The sequence below is a fragment of the Quatrionicoccus australiensis genome (assembly GCF_020510525.1).
Classification (GTDB): Bacteria; Pseudomonadota; Gammaproteobacteria; order Burkholderiales; family Rhodocyclaceae; genus Azonexus; species Azonexus australiensis_B.
Window position 1 is genome coordinate 1,282,117 of sequence record NZ_CP075188.1, and the last position, 19,416, is coordinate 1,301,532.

General features: G+C 59.2%; 23 protein-coding genes. 12 read left to right on the forward strand and 11 right to left on the reverse strand.

Translation table 11 applies throughout. The features are described 5' to 3' along the window. Positions 1 to 25: 25 nt before the first annotated feature. The 4 genes from KI612_RS06165 to KI612_RS06180 are packed head-to-tail and all read right to left on the reverse strand — an operon-like array spanning position 26 to position 3,921. Entirely contained in the window at positions 26 to 1,576 is a 1,551-nt protein-coding gene (locus KI612_RS06165; RefSeq protein WP_226442941.1) for a glycosyltransferase family 39 protein, read from the reverse strand. 34 nt (positions 1,577 to 1,610) lie between these two features. Next, positions 1,611 to 1,997 carry a hypothetical protein gene (locus KI612_RS06170; protein ID WP_226442942.1) on the reverse strand — a complete coding sequence of 129 codons (387 nt, stop codon included), beginning with the start codon at positions 1,995 to 1,997 and terminating at the stop codon, positions 1,611 to 1,613. 8 nt (positions 1,998 to 2,005) lie between these two features. After that, complete coding sequence (locus KI612_RS06175; RefSeq protein ID WP_226442943.1) at positions 2,006 to 2,428, reverse strand: DNA polymerase III subunit chi; 423 nt, start codon at positions 2,426 to 2,428, stop codon at positions 2,006 to 2,008. Further along, positions 2,425 to 3,921 (reverse strand): leucyl aminopeptidase, encoded by a 1,497-nt coding sequence (locus KI612_RS06180; RefSeq protein ID WP_226442944.1) that lies wholly within the window; start codon positions 3,919 to 3,921, stop codon positions 2,425 to 2,427. Before KI612_RS06180 ends, KI612_RS06175 begins: the two co-directional genes overlap by 4 nt. Positions 3,922 to 3,992: 71 nt before the next feature. On the opposite strand from KI612_RS06180, the gene lptF reads away from it, so the two are divergent. Both lptF and lptG read left to right on the forward strand, forming a co-directional pair. Continuing rightward, a complete protein-coding gene (gene lptF, locus KI612_RS06185) occupies positions 3,993 to 5,075 on the forward strand; it encodes an LPS export ABC transporter permease LptF (protein ID WP_226442945.1) in 1,083 nt (360 codons plus the stop codon). Beyond that, positions 5,075 to 6,160 (forward strand): LPS export ABC transporter permease LptG, encoded by a 1,086-nt coding sequence (lptG, locus tag KI612_RS06190; protein ID WP_226442946.1) that lies wholly within the window; start codon positions 5,075 to 5,077, stop codon positions 6,158 to 6,160. The genes lptF and lptG overlap by 1 nt, the downstream gene beginning before the upstream one ends. On the opposite strand, the gene KI612_RS06195 is transcribed toward lptG, so the two are convergent. Genes KI612_RS06195 through KI612_RS06210 form a run of 4 tightly spaced genes read right to left on the reverse strand, consistent with a single transcriptional unit; the run spans position 6,161 to position 8,035 of the window. Continuing rightward, entirely contained in the window at positions 6,161 to 6,577 is a 417-nt protein-coding gene (locus KI612_RS06195; protein ID WP_226442947.1) for an RDD family protein, read from the reverse strand. Continuing rightward, positions 6,577 to 7,119, reverse strand: a complete 543-nt coding sequence (locus KI612_RS06200) for a DUF3106 domain-containing protein (protein ID WP_226442948.1) — start codon at positions 7,117 to 7,119, stop codon at positions 6,577 to 6,579. The genes KI612_RS06195 and KI612_RS06200 overlap by 1 nt, the downstream gene beginning before the upstream one ends. Then, positions 7,089 to 7,475 (reverse strand): DUF3619 family protein, encoded by a 387-nt coding sequence (locus tag KI612_RS06205; RefSeq protein WP_226442949.1) that lies wholly within the window; start codon positions 7,473 to 7,475, stop codon positions 7,089 to 7,091. The genes KI612_RS06200 and KI612_RS06205 overlap by 31 nt, the downstream gene beginning before the upstream one ends. Further along, positions 7,472 to 8,035: an RNA polymerase sigma factor gene (locus KI612_RS06210; RefSeq protein WP_226444160.1), complete on the reverse strand. Its 564-nt coding sequence runs from the start codon at positions 8,033 to 8,035 to the stop codon at positions 7,472 to 7,474. The genes KI612_RS06205 and KI612_RS06210 overlap by 4 nt, the downstream gene beginning before the upstream one ends. A gap of 118 nt (positions 8,036 to 8,153) precedes the next feature. Between KI612_RS06210 and ilvB the strand changes: the two genes are divergently transcribed. From ilvB to KI612_RS06235, 5 genes are all read left to right on the forward strand, one after another. Then, positions 8,154 to 9,854, forward strand: coding sequence for a biosynthetic-type acetolactate synthase large subunit (ilvB, locus tag KI612_RS06215; RefSeq protein ID WP_226442950.1), 1,701 nt, complete (start codon positions 8,154 to 8,156; stop codon positions 9,852 to 9,854). Between the two features lie 19 nt (positions 9,855 to 9,873). Further along, positions 9,874 to 10,365: an acetolactate synthase small subunit gene (gene ilvN / locus KI612_RS06220; RefSeq protein ID WP_226442951.1), complete on the forward strand. Its 492-nt coding sequence runs from the start codon at positions 9,874 to 9,876 to the stop codon at positions 10,363 to 10,365. A 24-nt stretch (positions 10,366 to 10,389) separates the two neighbouring features. After that, a complete protein-coding gene (gene ilvC / locus KI612_RS06225) occupies positions 10,390 to 11,406 on the forward strand; it encodes a ketol-acid reductoisomerase (protein ID WP_226442952.1) in 1,017 nt (338 codons plus the stop codon). Between the two features lie 144 nt (positions 11,407 to 11,550). Next, positions 11,551 to 12,303 (forward strand): CDP-diacylglycerol--serine O-phosphatidyltransferase, encoded by a 753-nt coding sequence (gene pssA / locus KI612_RS06230; protein ID WP_226442953.1) that lies wholly within the window; start codon positions 11,551 to 11,553, stop codon positions 12,301 to 12,303. A 16-nt stretch (positions 12,304 to 12,319) separates the two neighbouring features. Continuing rightward, positions 12,320 to 13,864: a 2-isopropylmalate synthase gene (locus tag KI612_RS06235; RefSeq protein WP_226442954.1), complete on the forward strand. Its 1,545-nt coding sequence runs from the start codon at positions 12,320 to 12,322 to the stop codon at positions 13,862 to 13,864. A 36-nt stretch (positions 13,865 to 13,900) separates the two neighbouring features. On the opposite strand, the gene KI612_RS06240 is transcribed toward KI612_RS06235, so the two are convergent. After that, on the reverse strand, positions 13,901 to 14,260 hold the full coding sequence (locus KI612_RS06240; protein WP_226442955.1) for a DUF2069 domain-containing protein: 360 nt from the start codon (positions 14,258 to 14,260) through the stop codon (positions 13,901 to 13,903). Next, the gene (gene wrbA, locus KI612_RS06245; RefSeq protein WP_226442956.1) at positions 14,257 to 14,853 is read right to left on the reverse strand and encodes an NAD(P)H:quinone oxidoreductase; all 597 of its coding nucleotides are present in this window, start codon (positions 14,851 to 14,853) and stop codon (positions 14,257 to 14,259) included. Before wrbA ends, KI612_RS06240 begins: the two co-directional genes overlap by 4 nt. Here wrbA and KI612_RS06250 point away from each other — a divergent pair. Then, entirely contained in the window at positions 14,821 to 15,708 is an 888-nt protein-coding gene (locus KI612_RS06250) for a YihY family inner membrane protein (RefSeq protein WP_226442957.1), read from the forward strand. The two genes, wrbA and KI612_RS06250, sit on opposite strands and share 33 nt — an antisense overlap. Here KI612_RS06250 and KI612_RS06255 read toward each other — a convergent pair. After that, positions 15,680 to 17,194 (reverse strand): hypothetical protein, encoded by a 1,515-nt coding sequence (locus tag KI612_RS06255; RefSeq protein ID WP_226442958.1) that lies wholly within the window; start codon positions 17,192 to 17,194, stop codon positions 15,680 to 15,682. The genes KI612_RS06250 and KI612_RS06255 overlap by 29 nt on opposite strands. A gap of 176 nt (positions 17,195 to 17,370) precedes the next feature. Between KI612_RS06255 and rpsP the strand changes: the two genes are divergently transcribed. The 4 genes from rpsP to rplS are packed head-to-tail and all read left to right on the forward strand — an operon-like array spanning position 17,371 to position 19,340. After that, positions 17,371 to 17,625 (forward strand): 30S ribosomal protein S16, encoded by a 255-nt coding sequence (gene rpsP, locus KI612_RS06260; protein WP_226442959.1) that lies wholly within the window; start codon positions 17,371 to 17,373, stop codon positions 17,623 to 17,625. A 12-nt stretch (positions 17,626 to 17,637) separates the two neighbouring features. Further along, on the forward strand, positions 17,638 to 18,150 hold the full coding sequence (gene rimM, locus KI612_RS06265) for a ribosome maturation factor RimM (RefSeq protein WP_226442960.1): 513 nt from the start codon (positions 17,638 to 17,640) through the stop codon (positions 18,148 to 18,150). Between the two features lie 19 nt (positions 18,151 to 18,169). Beyond that, positions 18,170 to 18,934, forward strand: a complete 765-nt coding sequence (trmD, locus tag KI612_RS06270) for a tRNA (guanosine(37)-N1)-methyltransferase TrmD (RefSeq protein WP_226442961.1) — start codon at positions 18,170 to 18,172, stop codon at positions 18,932 to 18,934. A gap of 25 nt (positions 18,935 to 18,959) precedes the next feature. Then, on the forward strand, positions 18,960 to 19,340 hold the full coding sequence (gene rplS, locus KI612_RS06275) for a 50S ribosomal protein L19 (RefSeq protein WP_226442962.1): 381 nt from the start codon (positions 18,960 to 18,962) through the stop codon (positions 19,338 to 19,340). The last annotated feature ends 76 nt before the right edge of the window (positions 19,341 to 19,416 follow it).

Below are 19,416 nucleotides of genomic sequence, written 5' to 3' on the forward strand. Positions count from 1 at the left end.
CGGCAATTATACCCGGTCGACCGCCTCACTGATCCTGTGGCGCACCCGGTTCGATCAACAGGACGCCCCAGGTGGCTTGTCGATAGCCGCTCGGTTTCCACAGGTGATGCCAGGGGGCTGCAATCAACCGGGCATTGGTGGCATTCTGGCTACTCGGGAGCAGGGTCTTGAAACTCGCCGGCAGCGCAATGTCCTGGTCGGAAACGCCCCAGACAAGCGCAATCTGCTTGTTGCGGTCGGGGGGCGGGTTGTCCTGGCCGGTCAGCAAAATGCGCGATTCCGGGAAGAAACGGCGCAGGTTGCCGGCGATCTGCACGTTGTTGCTGATCAGAGTGCCCTCCGTAAAGCCCTGGGCGCGGATTTCCTGCGCCAGTTCGGTATACGGAATGCCCCAGCGGCAGCGCGAGCAGAAAGGTTCCTGCACGAAAAGATTGCCCGAGCGCACGCCATAAGCGGTCGCCGTGAAGGCGAGCAGAATGGCCATGAACACCTTGATCCGCCGTGCCGAGGGTTGTGTCTCCTGAGCCTTGGCGGTCAGCCAGGGAATGGCCATGACGAGCATGGGCAGGATGCTGTGCACGGCGTAGCCGGCGCGCGAATAAACCAGGCCATTGACGAGCATGATGCCGGCCAGCTCGAAAAGCAGGATATGCACAAGAAACAGCTTGGGATCATGGTCGACCGTCCGGGTCGGGCGAAATGCGGTCTGCGTGAAGATGTTTTTCAGAAGGGAGGGGAATACTGCCGGCAGGATCAGGATGTAGGGCGCGAGCACCAGAATGGGGAAGGTGGCGGCGTCGCGCACGCTGCCCAATAGCCTGCTCAGGGTATGGCTGGTGAAATCGGGGCGATACGTGGCGAGCAGCGTATGCAGGCGTTGCGGTTCAGCCAGCAGCCAGAGCAGGTAAGGGGCGACGATCAGTAGTGTGAGCGGGGTGACGGCCAGCATTTGCCACGAGAACAGGCGCTGGCGAATGGCTGCTTGCATCGTGCCGGCGAGCAGCAGCGCGATCAGGAAGCAGGCAAAGCTCGGCTCGGTCAGCAGGCCCAGACCGGTCAACATGGCAAAAAGCAGGTAATTGCGCCAGGTGCCATGCTCCAGCAGGCGCAGCATGGCCCACAAGGTCGCCAGTGCCAGCGCCATGGCGCCGACCCGGTGCGTGAAGCCTTCGTGCAGACGCCAGAAGATCTGGTAAACCGAGGCCAGCGATTCGACCGCAATGAAGGCCCATAAGGCGCTTCGGGTGAGGCGCTGGGTGATCAGGAAGACAAAGCCGGCGATAGCCGTCAGCAGTGAATATTTGAGTGCCAGAAAACTGACCAGACCAGTGCCGAGGAGGTGCTGCAGCAACCAGAGCAGCCAGTCATAAAGCGGACCGTGTTCGATGCTGTAGCCGGGAGCGAGTGTCTGGACCAGAAGATTGTCGAGCGGATCGTCTTCGCCGAGATTGCCCGAGGCCAGCCAGCGGGTCGTGGCGTGGATCAGCGTATAAATCGCCACCACCAGCAGAACGCCGGGCAGCGTAAAGGGAAATCCGGTTCGCCCGGCGAGGCCGGACGGCGATGGTTTGCTCATGGTCATGGTCGGCTGCAAACAGGTCTGAGCGTGTTTACAGGTCTTTTCTGCTGTTATGTTCGGCCAGAAAGTCGCGCACGGTGGCGGCGATGATGGCCGGCAGTTCGGCGCTCAGGCGAGCTTCGATGCGCCGGCTCAGTTCGCGTACGAGGTGTTCGTCCAGGTCGGCATCCGGGGCTGGCGCCGTAATCACTTCGGGCGCTGCTTCCGGTGTCGGTGGGGTGGCGTCGTCAAGCTGATTGGGTGTGTCGGCGCTTTCTGCCGGTTCTGCTGCGGGCGCTGGCGTATCGACCAGGAGCAGGATGGGGATGTCTTCGTCGTCGAGGGCATCGATCAGGACGGGGACCTCGTCCGCGCCGGCGAGGTTCTGGCGACGCTTTTGCATCAGGGCGTCGGCGCGGGCAATGATGGGGCTGGGCACCGGTTCTCCTAGCGCTCGCTGAGATCGAAGTAACGCACTTCGTAGCCGCGGTCCTTGTAGAACTTGACGCGGTCGCGGGCGGCTTCACGGTCGGCATCATCCTGGCCGACGACTTCAATCAGGCTGGCAAAGCGCGAGAATCCGGGCGGAATAACCTGGCTGAGATTCATCAGGCGTTCGTCCTGGGCGATGCTCTCCAGCGAGTCAGCGATCAGGATCGGCGTTTCCGCCGCCAACGGCGAGTCGGCACGGCAGTGCGGAACGAAGCCGAGTGCCGGGTGCGTCCACAGCATACGGTCGACGCTGCCGGCGACCTCTTTTTCCGGCGCAAACACCAGCATCGGCTTTTTCTTGGCATAGGCGCCGCCGAGCAGGGCGCAGGCGGCGGCGATCCTGTCCGCCGCGCCGTGATAGAAAAAGACCTGGGTCAATTGAGTTTGCCGGCGCGTTGCAACAGGTAATGCGTGAGCAGCGGCACCGAGCGGCCGGTTGCCCCCTTGTTGCTGCCAGACTTCCATGCGGTACCGGCGATATCGAGGTGAGCCCACTCGAATTTCTTGGTGAAGCGGGACAGGAAGCAGGCGGCCGTGACGGCGCCGGCCAGGCGGCCGCCGATGTTGGCCATGTCGGCAAACGGGCTTTTCAGCTGATCCTGGTAGTCATCCCAGAGCGGCATATGCCAGGCGCGGTCATGGGCTTCTTCGCCGGCGTCGAGCAGGTCGCGGGCCAGTCCGTCCTTGTTGGCGAACAGGCCGCTGGCGACATCGCCGAGGGCAACGACGCAGGCGCCGGTCAGGGTGGCGACGTCTATCACGGTGTCGGGTTCGAAACGTTCGGCGTAGGTCAGGGCATCGCACAGGATCAGACGACCTTCGGCGTCGGTGTTGAGAATCTCGATGGTCTGGCCGGACATCGAGCTGACGATGTCGCCGGGGCGGCTGGCATTGCCGCCGGGCATGTTTTCAGTGGCGGGAACGATCACGGTCAGATTGATCGGCAAGGCCATCCGGGCTGCGGCCTGCATCGCGCCGAGCACGCTGGCTGCACCGCACATGTCGTATTTCATTTCATCCATGTCGGCGCCCGGTTTCAGCGAAATGCCGCCGGTATCAAAAGTGACGCCCTTGCCGACCAGAACCAGCGGCTTTTCGGTGCTTTTGCCACCCCTGTGGCTGAGCACGATCAATTTTGGGGGTTGATGCGAGCCGCGGGCCACTGACAGCAGCGAGTGCATGCCCAGGGCTTCCATGTCGGCACGTTCGAGAATCTCGCAATCGAGCGTGAATTCGGCGGCCATGCTGCGCGCCTGTTCGGCCAGATAGGTCGGGTGGCAGACATTGGGCGGCAGGTTGCCAAGATTTCTGGCCAGGGTGACACCTTCGGCGATCGCCAGCCCCTGGTTGAGGGCTTCTTCGGCGAGACCCAGTTCGTTGCGCCGTTCGACGCCGATGGTCAGTTTGCGCAGGGGGCGGCGGACTTCGTCCTTCTTGCTCTTGAACTGGTCGAACTTGTAGGTGACATCCTGCGCAATCATTGCCGTCTGGCGCACGCGCCAGGCGATGCTGCGTTTCTTGACGGCAAGTTCGGTCAGGAAGATCGTGGCGTCAAAAGCGCCGGTTTCATTGAGTGTCTTGATCGCAAGACGTGCCGCGTTGATGAATTCCTTCTCGCGGAAATCCTTTTCCTTGCCCAGACCGACCAGCAGGACGCGGTCGCAGAGTGTGCCGGGAACGTTGTGCAGGAGCAGGGTGCTGCCGGCTTTGCCTTCCATGTCACCGCGCCGGATGATGTCGGAAATGTAGCCATTGGCAGCTTTGTCGAGCAATTCCGCCGAAAGCGTCGGCTTTCTCGGTTCAAAAACGCCGACAACGACGCAGGCGCTGCGTTGTTTTTCCGGGCTACCGCTTTTTATGCTAAATTCCACAGGCTGCTCCTGTTCAGGGAAATATCAGTATTCGAGGGATTATCCTCGTATTTTTTTGGTTTCGTCAAAGCATGATATTCGAGCGCGCCGTACGCCGCGAGTTCGCTCAGGCAGCCGTGGGCATCAATGTTGCCCTGCTGGCTATCCTGGCTTCCATATTGTTGCTCCGCATGCTCAAAGAAGCAGTCGGCGGACGCATCGTGCCCGAGGCTGTCGCCTCGATGCTCGGGCTGGCAATGTTGAATCTGATGCCCCTGTTGCTGACCTTGATGCTTTTTGTGTCAATTCTGCTCACTTTGACGCGTGCCTATCGTGACTCCGAGATGGTTGTCTGGTTTTCCAGTGGCTTGCCATTGACAGCCTGGGTGCGCCCCGTGCTCCGTTTTTCCTTGCCGGTGGTGCTGGCGATTGCGCTTTTTTCGGGTTTTCTCTCGCCGTGGGCAAATTACAACACCGCTGAATACCGACAGAAAATGGCTGCTCGCAGTGATGTTTCCCAGGTTTCACCCGGAACATTCCGTGAAGCAAAAAACGGCTTGCGTGTTTTTTTCGTTGAGGCGCTGGCAGAGGATGCAAGCCATGTCGGGAATGTATTCGTTGCTTCTGTCCAGGGGGGCAAGCTGGGCGTCGTGATGTCGAACTCGGGGCATCAGGAAGTCGCGGCGAATGGCGATCGTTTCGTCGTGCTCGAGCATGGCCGCCGCTATGAAGTCGAGCCGGGCAGCCCGGAGTTCAAGGTCATGGAATTTGAGCGCTACCGGGTGCGCACCGAAGAAAAAGAGGCGGCGCCTGCCGAGCGTTCGCCAACCCGCCAGCCGATCACAGAGCTGATTTTTGACGACAGCAATCAGGCGCGTGGCGAATTGCTGTGGCGAATCGGCATGCCGCTTTCGGCGCTGATCCTTGCCTTGTTGGCAATACCGCTTTCCTATGTCAATCCGCGGGCCGGGCGTTCAGCCAACATGTTGATTGCCGTGCTGATTTATGCAACCTACAGCAACCTGCTCTCGGTCAGTCAGGCCTGGGTGGCCCAGGGCAAGCTCTCCTTCTGGATTGGCGTCTGGGCGGTGCATGCGCTGATGCTGTTGCCGCTGCTGTTGCTCTTTTACCGGCGGATCGCCTTGCGATTGCCCTGGCAGCGGAGAATTGTCTGATGTTCCGGCTTGATCTGTACCAGCGGTATTTGATGCGCGAGATCTTTGCTGCGATCTTTCTCGTGCTGCTTGCCTTTATTTCCCTTTTTGCCTTTTTTGACCTGATCAACGAATTGCGCAGTATCGGCAAGAATGGCTACCAGCTTTATCAGGCAATGTTTTTTGTCGCTCTCAGTCTGCCTGGGCTGGTGTATGAGTTGATTCCGATTGCTGCCCTGATCGGGACGCTTTACGCCTTGTCGACGCTGGCGCGCCATTCCGAAATTACCGTGCTGCGCGCCTCCGGGCTGGCGACGCGGGATTTGCTGATGACGCTGTTCCGGGTGGCCGGCCTGCTCGCCCTGCTGATCTTTCTGGTCGGCGAAGCCCTGGTGCCCTTTTCCGAGCGTGTTGCCCAGGAAATGAAGGCGCGGGCGATGAGCGAAGTTATTGCCCAGCAGGGATTCGAGTCGGGTTTGTGGGTCAAGGACGGGCGCAGCTTCGTCAATATTCGTCAGGCGACGCCGGATGCCAGGCTGCAGGGAGTCAGAATCTACAAGTTTGACGATGCTGGTGCGCTGGAGTCAGTCACCGATGCCGAGGAGGCCAGTTTTGTTCCGCCCGGACACTGGTTGCTCAAGACGGTCGTCAGAACGGTACTGGAGGGCGATACCTCGCGTGTCGAGCGTTTGCCCGGCAGCGAATGGAATTCAGCGGTCAACCCGGATTTGTTGTCGGTTTTGATGGTTGCACCGGAACGCATGTCATTGTATGGGCTGTTCAATTACACGCGGCATCTGCTGGAAAATCACCAGAAGACCGAACGCTACGAAATTGCCATCTGGAAGAAGCTGGTTTATCCGCTGGCAACCCTGGTGATGGTGGCGCTTGCCCTGCCTTTCGGCTATTCGCATAGCCGGGTTGGCGGAGTGAGCCTGAAGATCTTCGCCGGGGTGATGATGGGTATGCTGTTCTACGCCCTGAATGGCCTTTTTTCCAATCTGGGCATCATCAACTCCTGGCCGCCTTTTGCCAGTGCCACTGCGCCTTCGGCCTTGTTCCTGCTGGCGGCCACCGGCATGCTCTGGTGGGTGGAGCGGCGCTGATCAGCCGTTTGTCGAGATGATGCGGGTGCCTGCGATCCGGTCGTGCAGGAACTGTTTATCCTTGTCAAATACCGCCCAGATAATGCCGATGCCGAAACAGCCAATGCTCGGCCAGGCCGCCAGGTAGCGGAGCAGGGCCTGGGTCGGGCGCAGGCTGCTGCCGTCGGCCGTGCTCAGGGCGAGCTTCCAGGTCTTCATTGGCAATGTTTGCCTGCCATTCAGCCAGGACCAGACGAAATAAAACATCAGCAACAGCCAGATGTGCAACATGAGTACTTTGCCGCCAAGTTGCAGGCCAAAGGCAAAGAATACCGATTGCGGGATCAGGAAGCCGATCAGCAGGATGGAGAATACGACCAGGCTTTCATACAGCAGACAGGTCAGGCGACGGCCGAGACTGGCGATTTGGCTGGGCATTATTGCTTACCTGCTTCGCTGGTGGCTTCTGCTGCCGTCGCTTGGGATGCTGGCTCGCCGGACGGCGACTTGCTTGCTTCCTGTGCGGGAACGGCCAACCGCCTGGATGATTTGCTGTTTTCGCGAATTCGCTGCTTGTCTTCCGTTGGCAAGCTGGAGTACGCCTCCCATTTTTGCTTGACGATTTTTTTCTGCTCGGCTGGAAGCTGGTTGAAGTCCTTGTAGGTGTCCCTGGCCTTGGCCCGTTGTTCCGGCGTCAGGTTCGCCCACTCGCGCATGCGCAACTGAACGCGACCCTGTTCGTTGGGTGCCATGTTCGGATAGCGCTCGGCAATGCCCAGCCATTTCTTCCGGCGAACGTTCTCCATCTTGTCCCAGTCGCCTGCGAGCGGCGTCAGGATGTTTTTTTGCTGAGCGTTCAATTGTGTCCAATCGGGTTGTGGCGGCGTACCGATGATGATGGTTGTCGGCGTTTCGGCAACAAGAGGCGTGGCCAGTGCAAAGCAGAGGATTACTCCTCCGGCGAGTCGTCTTTTAACCATTCGAAGAAATCATTGTCCAAAAAGGCTTCGGGAGGCAGGTCGTCGGAAAGCAAGGAGCTGTCGACTTCCTCCAGTTCGGTGACGTACTCGACGCTATGCCAGTAAAAGGAAATCCACATGCCCAGCAGCAGTGCCGCAATTGCCAGGGCTTGTTTCAAGTAGGGGATATTCGGGCCCAAGCGGAGTGAGGGCGCATGTCGCCCTGCTAGCGCCAGTTCGGTGGCACCCTGTTTTTGCCTGGATAGTGCCAGATGACGGGCTGCTTCAAGGCGTCGGGCTGCGGGGGCGGGGATTTCCTTCAGGCCGTGGTTCAGCGCCTGGCGCACACGGTAGGCGTAACGGTCTTCATTCGTCATAACTTGATCCCCTTTGCCGTCAGGGCGGCTGCCAGCGCATGCGTGGCGCGCGAGCAATGGGTTTTGACGCTGCCTTCTGAGCAGCCCATCGCTGCTGCGGTTTCGGCTACATCCATGTCCTCCCAGTAACGCATGAGGAAGGCTTCGCGTTGGCGCGTGGGCAGTTTTTTTATTTCGTCGTCGATGGCGTTGAGGGTCTGGGCTTGCAGCAGCTGGCTTTCCGGGGTGCGTGTGCCGCCGGCGTCTTCATCTGCCGCCAGTGTTTCCAGGGGGTCGTGGTCCTCGTCATCGTCCCGCGAGAAAGCCGAGAGCAGGGTGGTCCACATCGATCGAACCTTGCTGCGGCGATAAAAGTCGCGGATGGTGTTCTGCAGGATGCGCTGGAAGAGCATGGGAAACTCTTCGGCCGGTCGGTCACCGTATTTTTCGGCGAGCTTGAGCATGCTGTCCTGAACAATATCCAGAGCGGCGTCTTCGTCATGAACAGCAAACATGGCTTGTTTGAACGCGCGGCGTTCGACGGATTCGAGAAAGCTTGATAATTCGCGGGAGGATGCCAGGGTAGTCTCTTTTGCTAAAGGCCTTGAGTATTATATGGTTATGTCGGCAAACCTTGACCGAACAAGGGCGGTCGATTAAGGTTACGCCCTTTTAGGCAACAGCTTTTTGGGCTCAAGAATGATGATCAGCGGTGCGGAAATTGTAATCAGGTGCCTGCAGGAAGAAAAGGTCGATTGTGTATTCGGTTACCCGGGTGGGTCCGTACTGCACATTTATGATGCCCTTTTCAAGCAAGAGCAGGTCAAGCATATTCTGGTTCGCCATGAGCAGGCAGCTGTTCACGCGGCCGATGCCTACTCGCGTTCCTCGCAGAAAGTCGGCGTTGCGCTGGTGACCTCCGGTCCGGGCGTGACCAATACCGTGACCGGTATTGCGACTGCCTATATGGACTCGATCCCGATGGTCGTGCTGTGCGGCCAGGTGCCGACCCAGTATATCGGTCAGGATGCCTTCCAGGAGTGCGACACGGTCGGTATCACCCGGCCTTGCGTCAAGCACAATTTCCTGGTCAAGGATGTCAAGGATCTGGCGGTCACGATCAAAAAGGCCTTCCATATCGCGTCGACCGGTCGCCCCGGTCCGGTGGTGGTGGATATCCCCAAGGACATCACCGCCCAGCTCTGCGAGTTCGATTATCCGAAGAGCATCCAGATGCGCTCCTACAACCCCGTGGTCAAGGGGCATCTGGGGCAGATCAAGAAGGCTGTTCAGCTGTTGCAGGAAGCCAAACGTCCGATCATCTATACCGGTGGTGGCGTGATTCTTTCCGATGCCGCAGAAAAGCTGACCGAACTGGCGCGCAAGCTGAATTTCCCGGTTACCAATACCCTGATGGGTCTCGGCGGTTATCCCGCAACCGACCGTCAGTTCGTCGGCATGCTGGGCATGCACGGGACTTTCGAGGCCAATAACGCGATGCACTACGCCGACGTTATTCTCGCCATCGGTGCCCGTTTCGACGATCGCGTGATCGGCAATCCGGAGCATTTCGGTGGGGAAAAGCGTCGTGTCATCCATATCGACATCGATCCGTCGTCGATTTCGAAGCGCGTCAAGGTCGATGTGCCCATTGTCGGCAATGTGCCGGACGTGCTCGACGAAATCCTCAAGCTGATGGACGGCAATTTCAAGACCGATCCGGAAATCGCCCTGTGGTGGAAGCAGATCGACGAATGGCGCGGGCGTGATTCGCTGCGTTATCGCCAGAGCGAACACATCATGCCGCAGTTCGTCATCGAAAAACTCTACGAAGTGACTGGCGGCGATGCCTTCATTACGTCCGACGTCGGTCAGCACCAGATGTTTGCCGCGCAGTACTACAAGTTCGACAAGCCGCGCCGCTGGATCAATTCCGGCGGTCTGGGCACGATGGGTGTCGGCCTGCCGTACGGTATGGGCGTCCTGATGGCCAACCCCGATGCGCAGGTCGCCTGCGTCACCGGCGAAGGCTCGATCCAGATGTGTATCCAGGAAATGTCGACTTGCAAGCAGTACGGCTTGCCGGTCAAGATCATCAACCTGAACAACGGCATGCTCGGCATGGTCCGTCAGTGGCAGGAGATGTTCTATTCCAAGCGCTACTCGCAGTCCTATGTCACCTCGCTGCCCGATTTCGTCAAGCTGGCGGAAGCCTATGGTCACGTCGGCATGAAGATCGAGAAGCCGGAAGATGTAGAACCGGCGCTGCGCAAGGCCTTCACGGAACACAAGAATGATCTGGTCTTCATGGACTTCATCATCGATCCGGGTGCCAATGTCTTCCCGATGGTGGCGGCCGGCAAGGGCCTGACCGAAATGATCCTCGCTGAAGATCTGTAAGCGGGGGAGGAAAAGAAAAATGCGTCATATCATTTCCATCCTGATCGAAAACGAATCGGGTGCGCTTTCCCGTGTTGCCGGGCTGTTCTCGGCGCGCGGCTACAATATTGAATCGCTGACCGTGGCACCGACGGAAGATCCCTCGCTGTCCCGGATGACCATCCTGACCTGGGGTTCCGACGAGGTACTCGAACAGATCACCAAGCAGCTCAACAAGCTGGTTGATGTCGTCAAGGTGGTCGATCTCTCCGAAGCGGCCCACGTCGAACGTGAGCTGATGCTGATCAAGGTTCGTGCTACCGGCAAGGACCGCGAAGAGATGAAGCGTATGGCCGATATTTTCCGTGGCCGCATCATTGATGTCACGGAATCGACCTTCGTCATCGAGTTGACCGGTGCCAGCTCAAAACTCGACTCCTTCATCGCCGCGCTCGATGCCGGCCTGATTCTCGAAACCGTTCGTACCGGTGTCTGTGGCATCGGTCGCGGTGATCGTATTCTTAAAGTCTGACTATCTATAAATAAAGAGGATTTCATGAAAGTTTATTACGACAAGGACGCTGATCTCTCCCTCATCAAGGGCAAGAACGTCACCATCGTTGGCTACGGTTCGCAAGGCCATGCCCACGCCCAGAATCTGCGTGATTCCGGTGTGAACGTGACCGTTGGCCTGCGCAAGAGCGGTGCTTCCTGGTCCAAGGCCGAAGGTGCTGGCCTGAAGGTTGCCGAAGTTGCCGAAGCCGTTGCTGCTGCTGATCTGGTCATGATCCTGCTGCCGGACGAAAACATTCCCGAGGTTTACAAGAACGACGTCGAGCCGAACATCAAGAAGGGTGCAACCCTGGCTTTCGCACACGGCTTCAACGTGCATTACAACCAGGTCGTGCCGCGTGCCGACCTCGACGTGATCATGGTTGCCCCGAAGGGCCCGGGTCACACGGTGCGTTCCGAATACCTCAAGGGTGGCGGCGTGCCGTCCCTGATCGCCATTTACCAGGACAAGTCCGGCAAGGCCAAGGATATCGCCCTCTCTTACGCTGCTGCCAATGGCGGCACCAAGGGTGGCGTCATCGAGACCAACTTCCGCGAAGAAACCGAAACCGACCTGTTCGGTGAGCAGGCTGTTCTGTGCGGCGGTGCCGTCGAGCTGGTCAAGATGGGTTTCGAAACCCTGACCGAAGCCGGCTACGCTCCGGAAATGGCTTACTTCGAGTGCCTGCACGAACTGAAGCTGATCGTCGACCTGATGTACGAAGGCGGCATCGCCAACATGAACTACTCGATCTCGAACAACGCCGAATACGGCGAGTACGTGACCGGTCCGGAAGTCATCAACGAGCAGTCGCGTGAAGCCATGCGCAATGCCCTGAAGCGCATCCAGACTGGCGAATACGCCAAGATGTTCATCCTCGAAGGCAAGACCAACTATCCTTCGATGACGGCCCGTCGTCGTCTGAACGCCGTGCATCCGATCGAAACGGTCGGTGGTGCGCTGCGCGACATGATGCCGTGGATCAAGAAGAACAAGCTGGTCGACCAGACCAAGAACTAAGTTTGTTCTGTGCCCGGTAGGGCAGCCTTGCCCTACCTTCGCTCTCGGGCGGTGCGGAATCTCGCACCGCCCTTGTCGCTTCTGGAATTTGATGTGGGCTAGGGTGTATCCTTCAAGCCCCTTCCGGCCAAATTGTCGTGATCAATGACTGAACTCAAGCCACGTAAAGCACTGTTTAATCCCGAACTCAAACGGCGCGGCATATATGTCCTGCCCAACCTGTTCACCACGGCGGCGCTGTTTGCCGGTTTCTTTGCCATCGTGCAGGCGATGCAGGGCGATTTCGAGCGGGCTGCGATGGCCATCTTCATCGCCATGGTGCTCGATGGCCTCGATGGTCGGGTGGCGCGTCTGACGCATACCCAGTCAGCCTTTGGCGCCGAGTACGATTCGCTGTCCGACATGGTCAGCTTCGGTGCGGCGCCGGCGCTGGTGATTTATGAGTGGGCCTTGCGTGACATGGGGCGTCTGGGCTGGATCGCCGCCTTCATCTACTGTGCCGGTGCTGCCTTGCGCCTGGCGCGCTTCAACACGACGCTGGAAGTCATGGACAAGCGTTTCTTCCAGGGCTTGCCTTCGCCGGCAGCGGCAGCGCTGGTGGCTGGCCTGGTCTGGGTGATGATCGTTTCCGGTGTTTCCGGAGCCGATGTGCGCTGGCTGGCCTGCGTGCTGACCATCGTGGCCGGCGTAACCATGGTTTCCAATATCCGTTATTACAGTTTCAAGGACGTTAATCTGAAGAAAAGCGTGCCTTTCTTCGTGATCGCGGCGATTGCGCTTGGTTTTGCGCTGGTTGCCTACAGTCCGGAAATCGCCCTTTTCGGGTTCTTTGTCCTTTACGGTTTGTCCGGCTACGTGCTGGCCACGCTTGGTCTTTTCAAGCGCAAGGCGCTGTGACAACTCGGAGCAACTCATGAACAAGCAACATCTGGTAATTTTTGACACCACCTTGCGCGACGGCGAACAAAGCCCAGGCGCATCGATGACCAAGGAAGAAAAGATCCGCGTTGCCCGCCAGCTGGAAAAAATGCGGGTTGATGTGATCGAGGCCGGTTTTGCCGCCGCTTCGCCGGGCGATTTCGATTCCATCCAGGCGATTGCCCAGGTCATCAAGGATTCGACCATCTGCTCGCTGGCGCGCGCCAACGAGAACGACATCCGCCGCTCCGGCGAGGCGATCAAGCCGGCCAAGTCCGGGCGTATCCATACCTTCATCGCGACTTCGCCCATCCACATGGAAAAGAAGCTGCGCATGACGCCCGATCAGGTGGTTGAGCAGGCGGTCAAGGCGATCGGCTGGGCGCGTGAATACACCGACGATGTCGAGTTCTCGGCCGAAGATGCCGGGCGCTCGGAAATCGATTTCCTGGTCCGCATTTTCGATGAGGTGATCAAGGCTGGTGCGACGACGATCAATGTGCCGGATACCGTCGGCTACAACATTCCGCAGCAGTATGCCGAGACGATTCGCCAGCTGATCGAGCGCGTGCCGAACTCCGACAAGGTGATCTGGTCGGTGCATTGCCACAACGACCTCGGTCTCGGTGTCGCCAACTCGCTGGCCGCCGTGTTGGCCGGGGCGCGCCAGGTGGAATGCACGATCAACGGCCTCGGTGAGCGGGCCGGCAATGCTTCACTGGAAGAAGTGGTGATGGCAGTGCGTACGCGCGCCGACGTTTTTCCGGTCGAAACCCGGATCGATACGACGCAGATCGTGCCGGCCTCGAAACTGGTTTCGCAGATCACCGGTTATCCGGTGCAGCCCAACAAGGCGGTGGTCGGGGCCAATGCCTTTGCGCACGAATCCGGCATTCACCAGGATGGCGTGCTCAAGCATCGCGAAACCTACGAGATCATGCGCGCGCAGGATGTCGGCTGGTCGCAGAACAAGCTGGTCCTCGGCAAACATTCCGGGCGTAACGCCTTCAAGACTCGCCTGCAGGAACTGGGGATCGAGCTCGATAGCGACGAAGCGCTGAATGCCGCCTTCGCCCGTTTCAAGGAACTGGCTGATCGCAAGCACGAAATTTTTGATGAAGATCTGCATGCGCTGGTTTCCGACGAGGTGGTGACGCCGGAGCAGGAACATTACAAGCTGGTCTATTCGCACGTCTGTTCGGAAACCGGCGAGATGCCGCACGCCTCGGTGATCCTCAATGTTGGCGGCGTCGAGCAAAAAGGCGAGGCTGGCGGCGGTGGACCGGTGGACGCGACGTTCAAGGCGATCGAAAGCATTGCCGGTAGCGGCGCCGAATTGCTGCTCTATTCGGTGAATGCGATCACGACCGGGACCGACGCCCAGGGCGAGGTGACGACACGGCTTGCCAAAGGCGGGCGCATCGTCAATGGCAATGGCGCGGATACCGACATCGTCATTGCCTCGGCGCGTTCCTACCTGAATGCACTGAACAAGCTGCATTCGACGCTGGACAAGGTGAGGGCGCAGGGCGACGTCTAAAGGTGCTTGCGCCCCGCAGAAAAGGCCGCTCCGTTGTTACTGGGCGGCCTTTTCTTCTTGCGGGAGGCGCGTGCTGCGAATGTAGAGGATCAGGGAAACGAACAAGATGGTGGCGAGAACGGTTTCGCCGGCGGCCAGCCACTGCGAGAGCCCGTGGTCGCTGGTGGCGCGGAGCAGACCTTCCATCAGGTAAAACTGGATGAAGAGTGACAGCCATTTGTAGGTGTAGCGCTTGCCGCGCAGGATGCCGAACAGCGGAATCAGCAAAAAGACCGCCTTCAGGATCATCCAGGAGCCACCTGGGCGCAGTGGCGCCAGCCAGCCTTCCCAGAGAAGGCAAAGAAAGGTCAGGGCGACGAGGCTGATGCTCGCTGTCAGTTGGTAGTGCTTGCTCACGGTCGACTCAGTTTCAGGGCAATATTTGCCAGACGCTTGCCCTGGGCAAAGGCGAGCCGGCTTTCGGTTTCGGAGAGTTGCGGGTTGCCGTCGCTGCCTGCCACCCGGCTGGCACCGTAAGGCGTGCCACCGGTGCTGGTGTGGGCGAGGTCGGGCTCGGTGAAGGGCAGGCCGGCGAGGAGCATGCCATGGTGCAACAGGGGCAGCATCATGCTGAGCAGGGTGCTTTCGTTGCCGCCGTGCTGGCTGGCGCTGGAAGTGAACACGCAGGCCGGTTTGCCGGCCAGGCTGCCGTTTTGCCAGGCGGCAATGGTGCTGTCCCAGAAGTATTTCATCGGTGCGGCCATGTTGCCGAAGCGAACCGGGCTGCCCAGGGCGAGGCCGGCGCATTCTTCAAGATCGGCGAGTTCGACATAGGGCGCACCGGCGTCCGGGATGGCGTCAGCACTGGCTTCGCAGACGGTGGATACGCGCGGCACGGTGCGTAGCCTGGCCTGGGCGCCGGGGACGGATTCGATGCCGCGCGCAATGCGTTCGGCGAGGGCGCGCACCGAGCCGCGATGGCTGTAATAGAGAACGAGGATGTCTTGCATGGTCGGCTATTATACGGCCCCATGCAAACGCACTCCCGTTATCGTCGAACCCGGCCAAAATCAGTTCGCGCCATCAGCATATTTCAGCGTTTTCATAATGAAAACATGATGCAGACGAGCTCGGCGCTGGCTTTCACCACCTTGATGGCGCTGGTGCCGCTGGTTGCCGTGGTGCTTTCGGTGGCGGATACGGTCCCTTATCTCGATGTGTTGCTTGGTCGCCTGGATTTGCTGATTCAGGGGGCGATGCTGCCGCAAGGGGCGGCCGGTACGATTGCCGGCAGCATTGGCCGCTTTTCGCACAAGGCGCAGCAGTTGACCGTAGCCGGCATTGCCTTTCTCAGCATCACGGCGTTTTTGCTGATGAATACCATTGAGCGTGCGCTGAATCATTTGTGGCAGGTCGGGCCGCGGCCGCTCCTGGCGCGCTTGCGTCTTTACGCGCTGGCGATGGCGGTCTGGCCGTTCCTGCTGGGGGCGGTGGCGGCAGCCATGTCGTTTGCCGTAACGACCTCGCTCGGTTTGTTCGATGAGCCGGTCTGGATTCGCCGCTTTCTGCTGAAGGGGGTTTCAATCGCCTTGCTCGGCTTGTTTTTTTCCTTCGTTTATTACGCCGTCCCCAATGCCAATGTGCCACGGCGGGCAGCCTTGCTGGCCGGGCTTTTTGCCACGCTGGCCTTTGCTGCGATGCAGAAGGTGTTTGAACTCTATCTGGTCAGTTCGGCAATGCTGAAAAGCATCTACGGTGCCTTTGCCGCATTTCCGGTGTTTCTGATCTGGCTGCACCTGTCCTGGGCGGTGGTGCTGTTTGGCGGCCTGATCGCGGCTAGTCTGTCCCGTCCGGCGCAACGCTGAATATTTCGATCAGGCCGGTTTGTTCATCGAGGTGGGTGGCGCGTACCTCGCGGATTTCGAGGTTGTGTTTCTCCACCAGAACGATGATCCGGTGACTTTCATCCTTGAGGACGCCGCTTGGCATGATCAGTGATTGTGCGCGGGGGGGCGTCAGTTTCTCCGGCAGGACAAGGGCTGAGATGCTTCGCGGGTCACGCGAATCGGGGAGTGTTATTTTGGCGGCAATGGCCTGGGAGGCGAGGAGTTGCAAACCCAGTTCAATGTGCTCCGGATTCTCGGAAAGAGCCCAGCGCACGATGCAGATGTGCCACAAGGGCACGCTTTCGCTGCGTTCGCCGGTTGGTTGCAGGGCGACAACATCGCCAACCCGCAGGCGATGGGTCTGCCCGGCCATGTGCATCAAGGCATAGCCGTCCGGGCTTTCGTTGATCACCATCCATTCGCTGAGGTTGTTGTTTTCCTCGTGCGGGGCCTTGAACAGGCGCCATAGATTGTTCAGGCCGACACACAATTGCACACGATAAGACTGGCGACGCCGAGGAAAGCGGCGTTTTGCCGGTTGTCCCCAGAGCAGGTTGAGGCGGCGCAGGGTGCCTTGCCCTGAGCTGGTTTCGGCAAAAGCGCCCAGGCCGAGTGCGGCTGCCTTGACGCCCTGTTTGAGCAGGGAGAGGTCTTCGCGTGCCTTGTTGGCGATTTCTTCGCAGGAGAAATACAGTATCCGTGTTTCCGCGGCGGGAATCCGTCTGATCAGTGCGTGGGCGGGGAGGTCCTTTTCCAGGTCCACCCAGAAAATGCCGGTGCTGTCCGGCGGGTTATCAAACAGGTTGAGATTGTGGTTGTTCTGTTCGATGTACTGGCTGATGAATTCGAGTTCGCGAGAATTGAACGAGGCGGGCTGGGCGATTGCCGCAAGCAGGGCGCTGGTGTAGATCTGCAGTATTGACTGGCTGTCGCGCGGGCCGGGGAGTTCGGCAACCCCCAGGCGGCGCGCGGTGCGGAATGCGGAATGGAGCTGTTGCCACAAGCCGATTCCGGTTGGTGAGGCAACCAGGTGGTTGATCCGGATTTGCCAGCTGATGCAGTACATGACGCGGCGCAGTGTTGTCTGCGGCGTGCGGGATGGGGAGCCGCCCAAGGGGTCGAAGAGTTCGGCCAGTGTGTTGAAGTAATCCTGGGTCAGGGTTTCCAGCAGCTTCAGGGTCAGCCGGATGCGCTGGCGCAGTTTGCGTGAAATCGGCAGGGCAACTTCATAAAGGCTGGGGCGTTCCGCTTCGACCAGCTTTTCAGCTTGTCCGTACAGCAGGTCGAGGAGCTTGATGCGCTGGGCCGTTGGGATGGGGGTTTCCCGCAGCAACAGAAGTTGCCGGTAGAGCGGATCGAGGTTTTCGCCTTCCTGCTGGTCGTGCGTCAAGGCCAGCCACTCAAGAATGCTCTTGATATTGGCTTCGGCTGAAGTTGCGGGATGGTTCTCCAGATCGGCGCTCATTTCGGGCGAGAATATACAGAAATTTACATTCTGACCATCTGTGTGGCGACCAAAGGTCTGTTCCGCCCTCCGGGTGGCATCGTGTGCCCATCGTTTTTAGATTGGCTAAGTGGCTTGTTTTTCCTTGGTAAAGAGATATAATCTCGGGTCTTTTTTCCAGCTTACGAAAGAATCACATGGTTGTTATTCGTCTTGCACGTGGTGGCGCCAAGAAGCGTCCTTTCTACAACATGGTTGTTACCGATTCGCGCAATCGTCGCGATGGCCGCTTTGTCGAGCGCATCGGCTTCTACAACCCGGTTGCCTCCGGCAATGCTGAAGGCCTGCGCATCGCTACCGATCGCCTGGCTTACTGGCAAGAGAACGGCGCCCAGCTCTCCCCGACGGTTGCCCGTCTGGTCAAGCAGCACGCTGCTCAGCAAGCCGCCTAAGCAGTTTTCGCTTTGACCGGCAACGATATTGTTATTCTGGGGCGGCTTGCCGACCCCTATGGAATTCGTGGCTGGCTGAAGCTGCATCCTTTTGGCGATGACCCGCTGGACTGGGGTGAAATTCCCGTTTGGTGGGTCAGCAAGGACGGCGAGACGTGGCGTGAATGCGGGCTGAAAGGCCTGAAAGTTCACGGTAATGGTGTCGTGGTGCTGCTTGAGGGCATTGACGACCGGACCGCAGCCGAAGCCATGAAGGGTGTATTGGTCGGGGCGCCGCGCGATGCGTTGCCCGAGACTGATGAAGATGAGTTTTACTGGGCCGATCTGATCGGTCTGGATGTCATAAATACCGCCGAAGAGCGGCTCGGCAAGGTGGTCGGGCTGCTTGAGACGGGGGCGCACGATGTCTTGCGCGTCGTTGGTGATGACGAAGTCGAACGCCTGCTGCCGTTTGTGGCGGCAGTCGTGCTGACGGTGGACAAGGAAGCGCGACTGATCCGCGTGGAGTGGGGGAGCGACTGGTGAGTCGCAGGGGCAGCAAGGGGTGATCCGCTTTGACTGCATTACCCTCTTCCCGGAGATGTTCGCGGCAGTAACGGAAAGTGGCATTACCCGTCGGGCGCTGGAAGAGCAGCGCTGGGCCTGGCAAGGCTGGAATCCGCGTGATTTCGCCGAAAATGCCTGGCGGCGGGTGGATGATCGTCCTTTCGGTGGTGGGCCTGGCATGCTGATGCAGGCGGCGCCGCTGGAAAAGGCGATCAATGCTGCCAAGGCGCAGCAGCGTGAGGCGGGGCTGGCGAACAGCCGGGTCATCTACCTCTCGCCGCAGGGGGCGCCGCTCACTCATGAACGGGTGATGCAGCTGGCGACTGGCGAGGAAGGTTTGATTCTTCTTTGCGGGCGTTATGAAGGAATTGACGAGCGTCTGATCGAGCGCTGTGTCGATGAAGAAATTTCGATCGGGGATTTTGTCCTGTCCGGCGGCGAGTTGCCGGCGATGGTGCTGATTGATGCCGTCGTCCGCCAGTTGCCGGGCGTATTGGGCGATGCCGCTTCGGCGGTGGAAGATTCGTTTGTCGGTGGTTTGCTGGATTGTCCGCACTACACGCGGCCCGAGGTTTATGAGGGCGCAGCGGTGCCGGAGGCCTTGATGTCCGGCGACCACAAAAGAATTCGACGCTGGCGGCTTAAACAGTCGCTGGCCCGGACCCGGAAGCGCCGGCCGGATTTGCTGGCGCACCGCGTGTTGAGCGCGGAAGAAACGCAACTACTCACGGAGATTTCCGGAGAGGAGCAATGCGGTGAGTAAGTGTTTATAAATTAGAGGATCTCACATGAACCTGATTGAACAGCTGGAAAAAGAAGAAATTGCCCGTCTTGGCAAGACCATTCCCGACTTCGCACCGGGCGACACCGTTGTCGTGCAAGTGAAGGTCAAGGAAGGTAACCGCGAGCGTCTGCAGGCTTACGAAGGCGTTGTCATCGCCAAGCGTAACCGCGGTCTGAACTCTGCTTTCACCGTTCGCAAGATTTCTTCCGGTGAAGGCGTCGAGCGTACTTTCCAGTCCTATTCCCCGCTGGTTGCTTCGATCGAAGTCAAGCGCCGTGGTGATGTGCGTCGCGCCAAGCTGTACTACCTGCGCGAGCGTTCGGGCAAGTCGGCTCGTATCAAGGAAAAGCTGGTCCGCAAGGAAAAGCCGGTCGCCGCTGCTTAATACGCAGATCAAGACCACAAAAAAGGGCGCTTCGGCGCCCTTTTTTATTTTCCGGTTTTTGCCCCTGGCGGGGCGT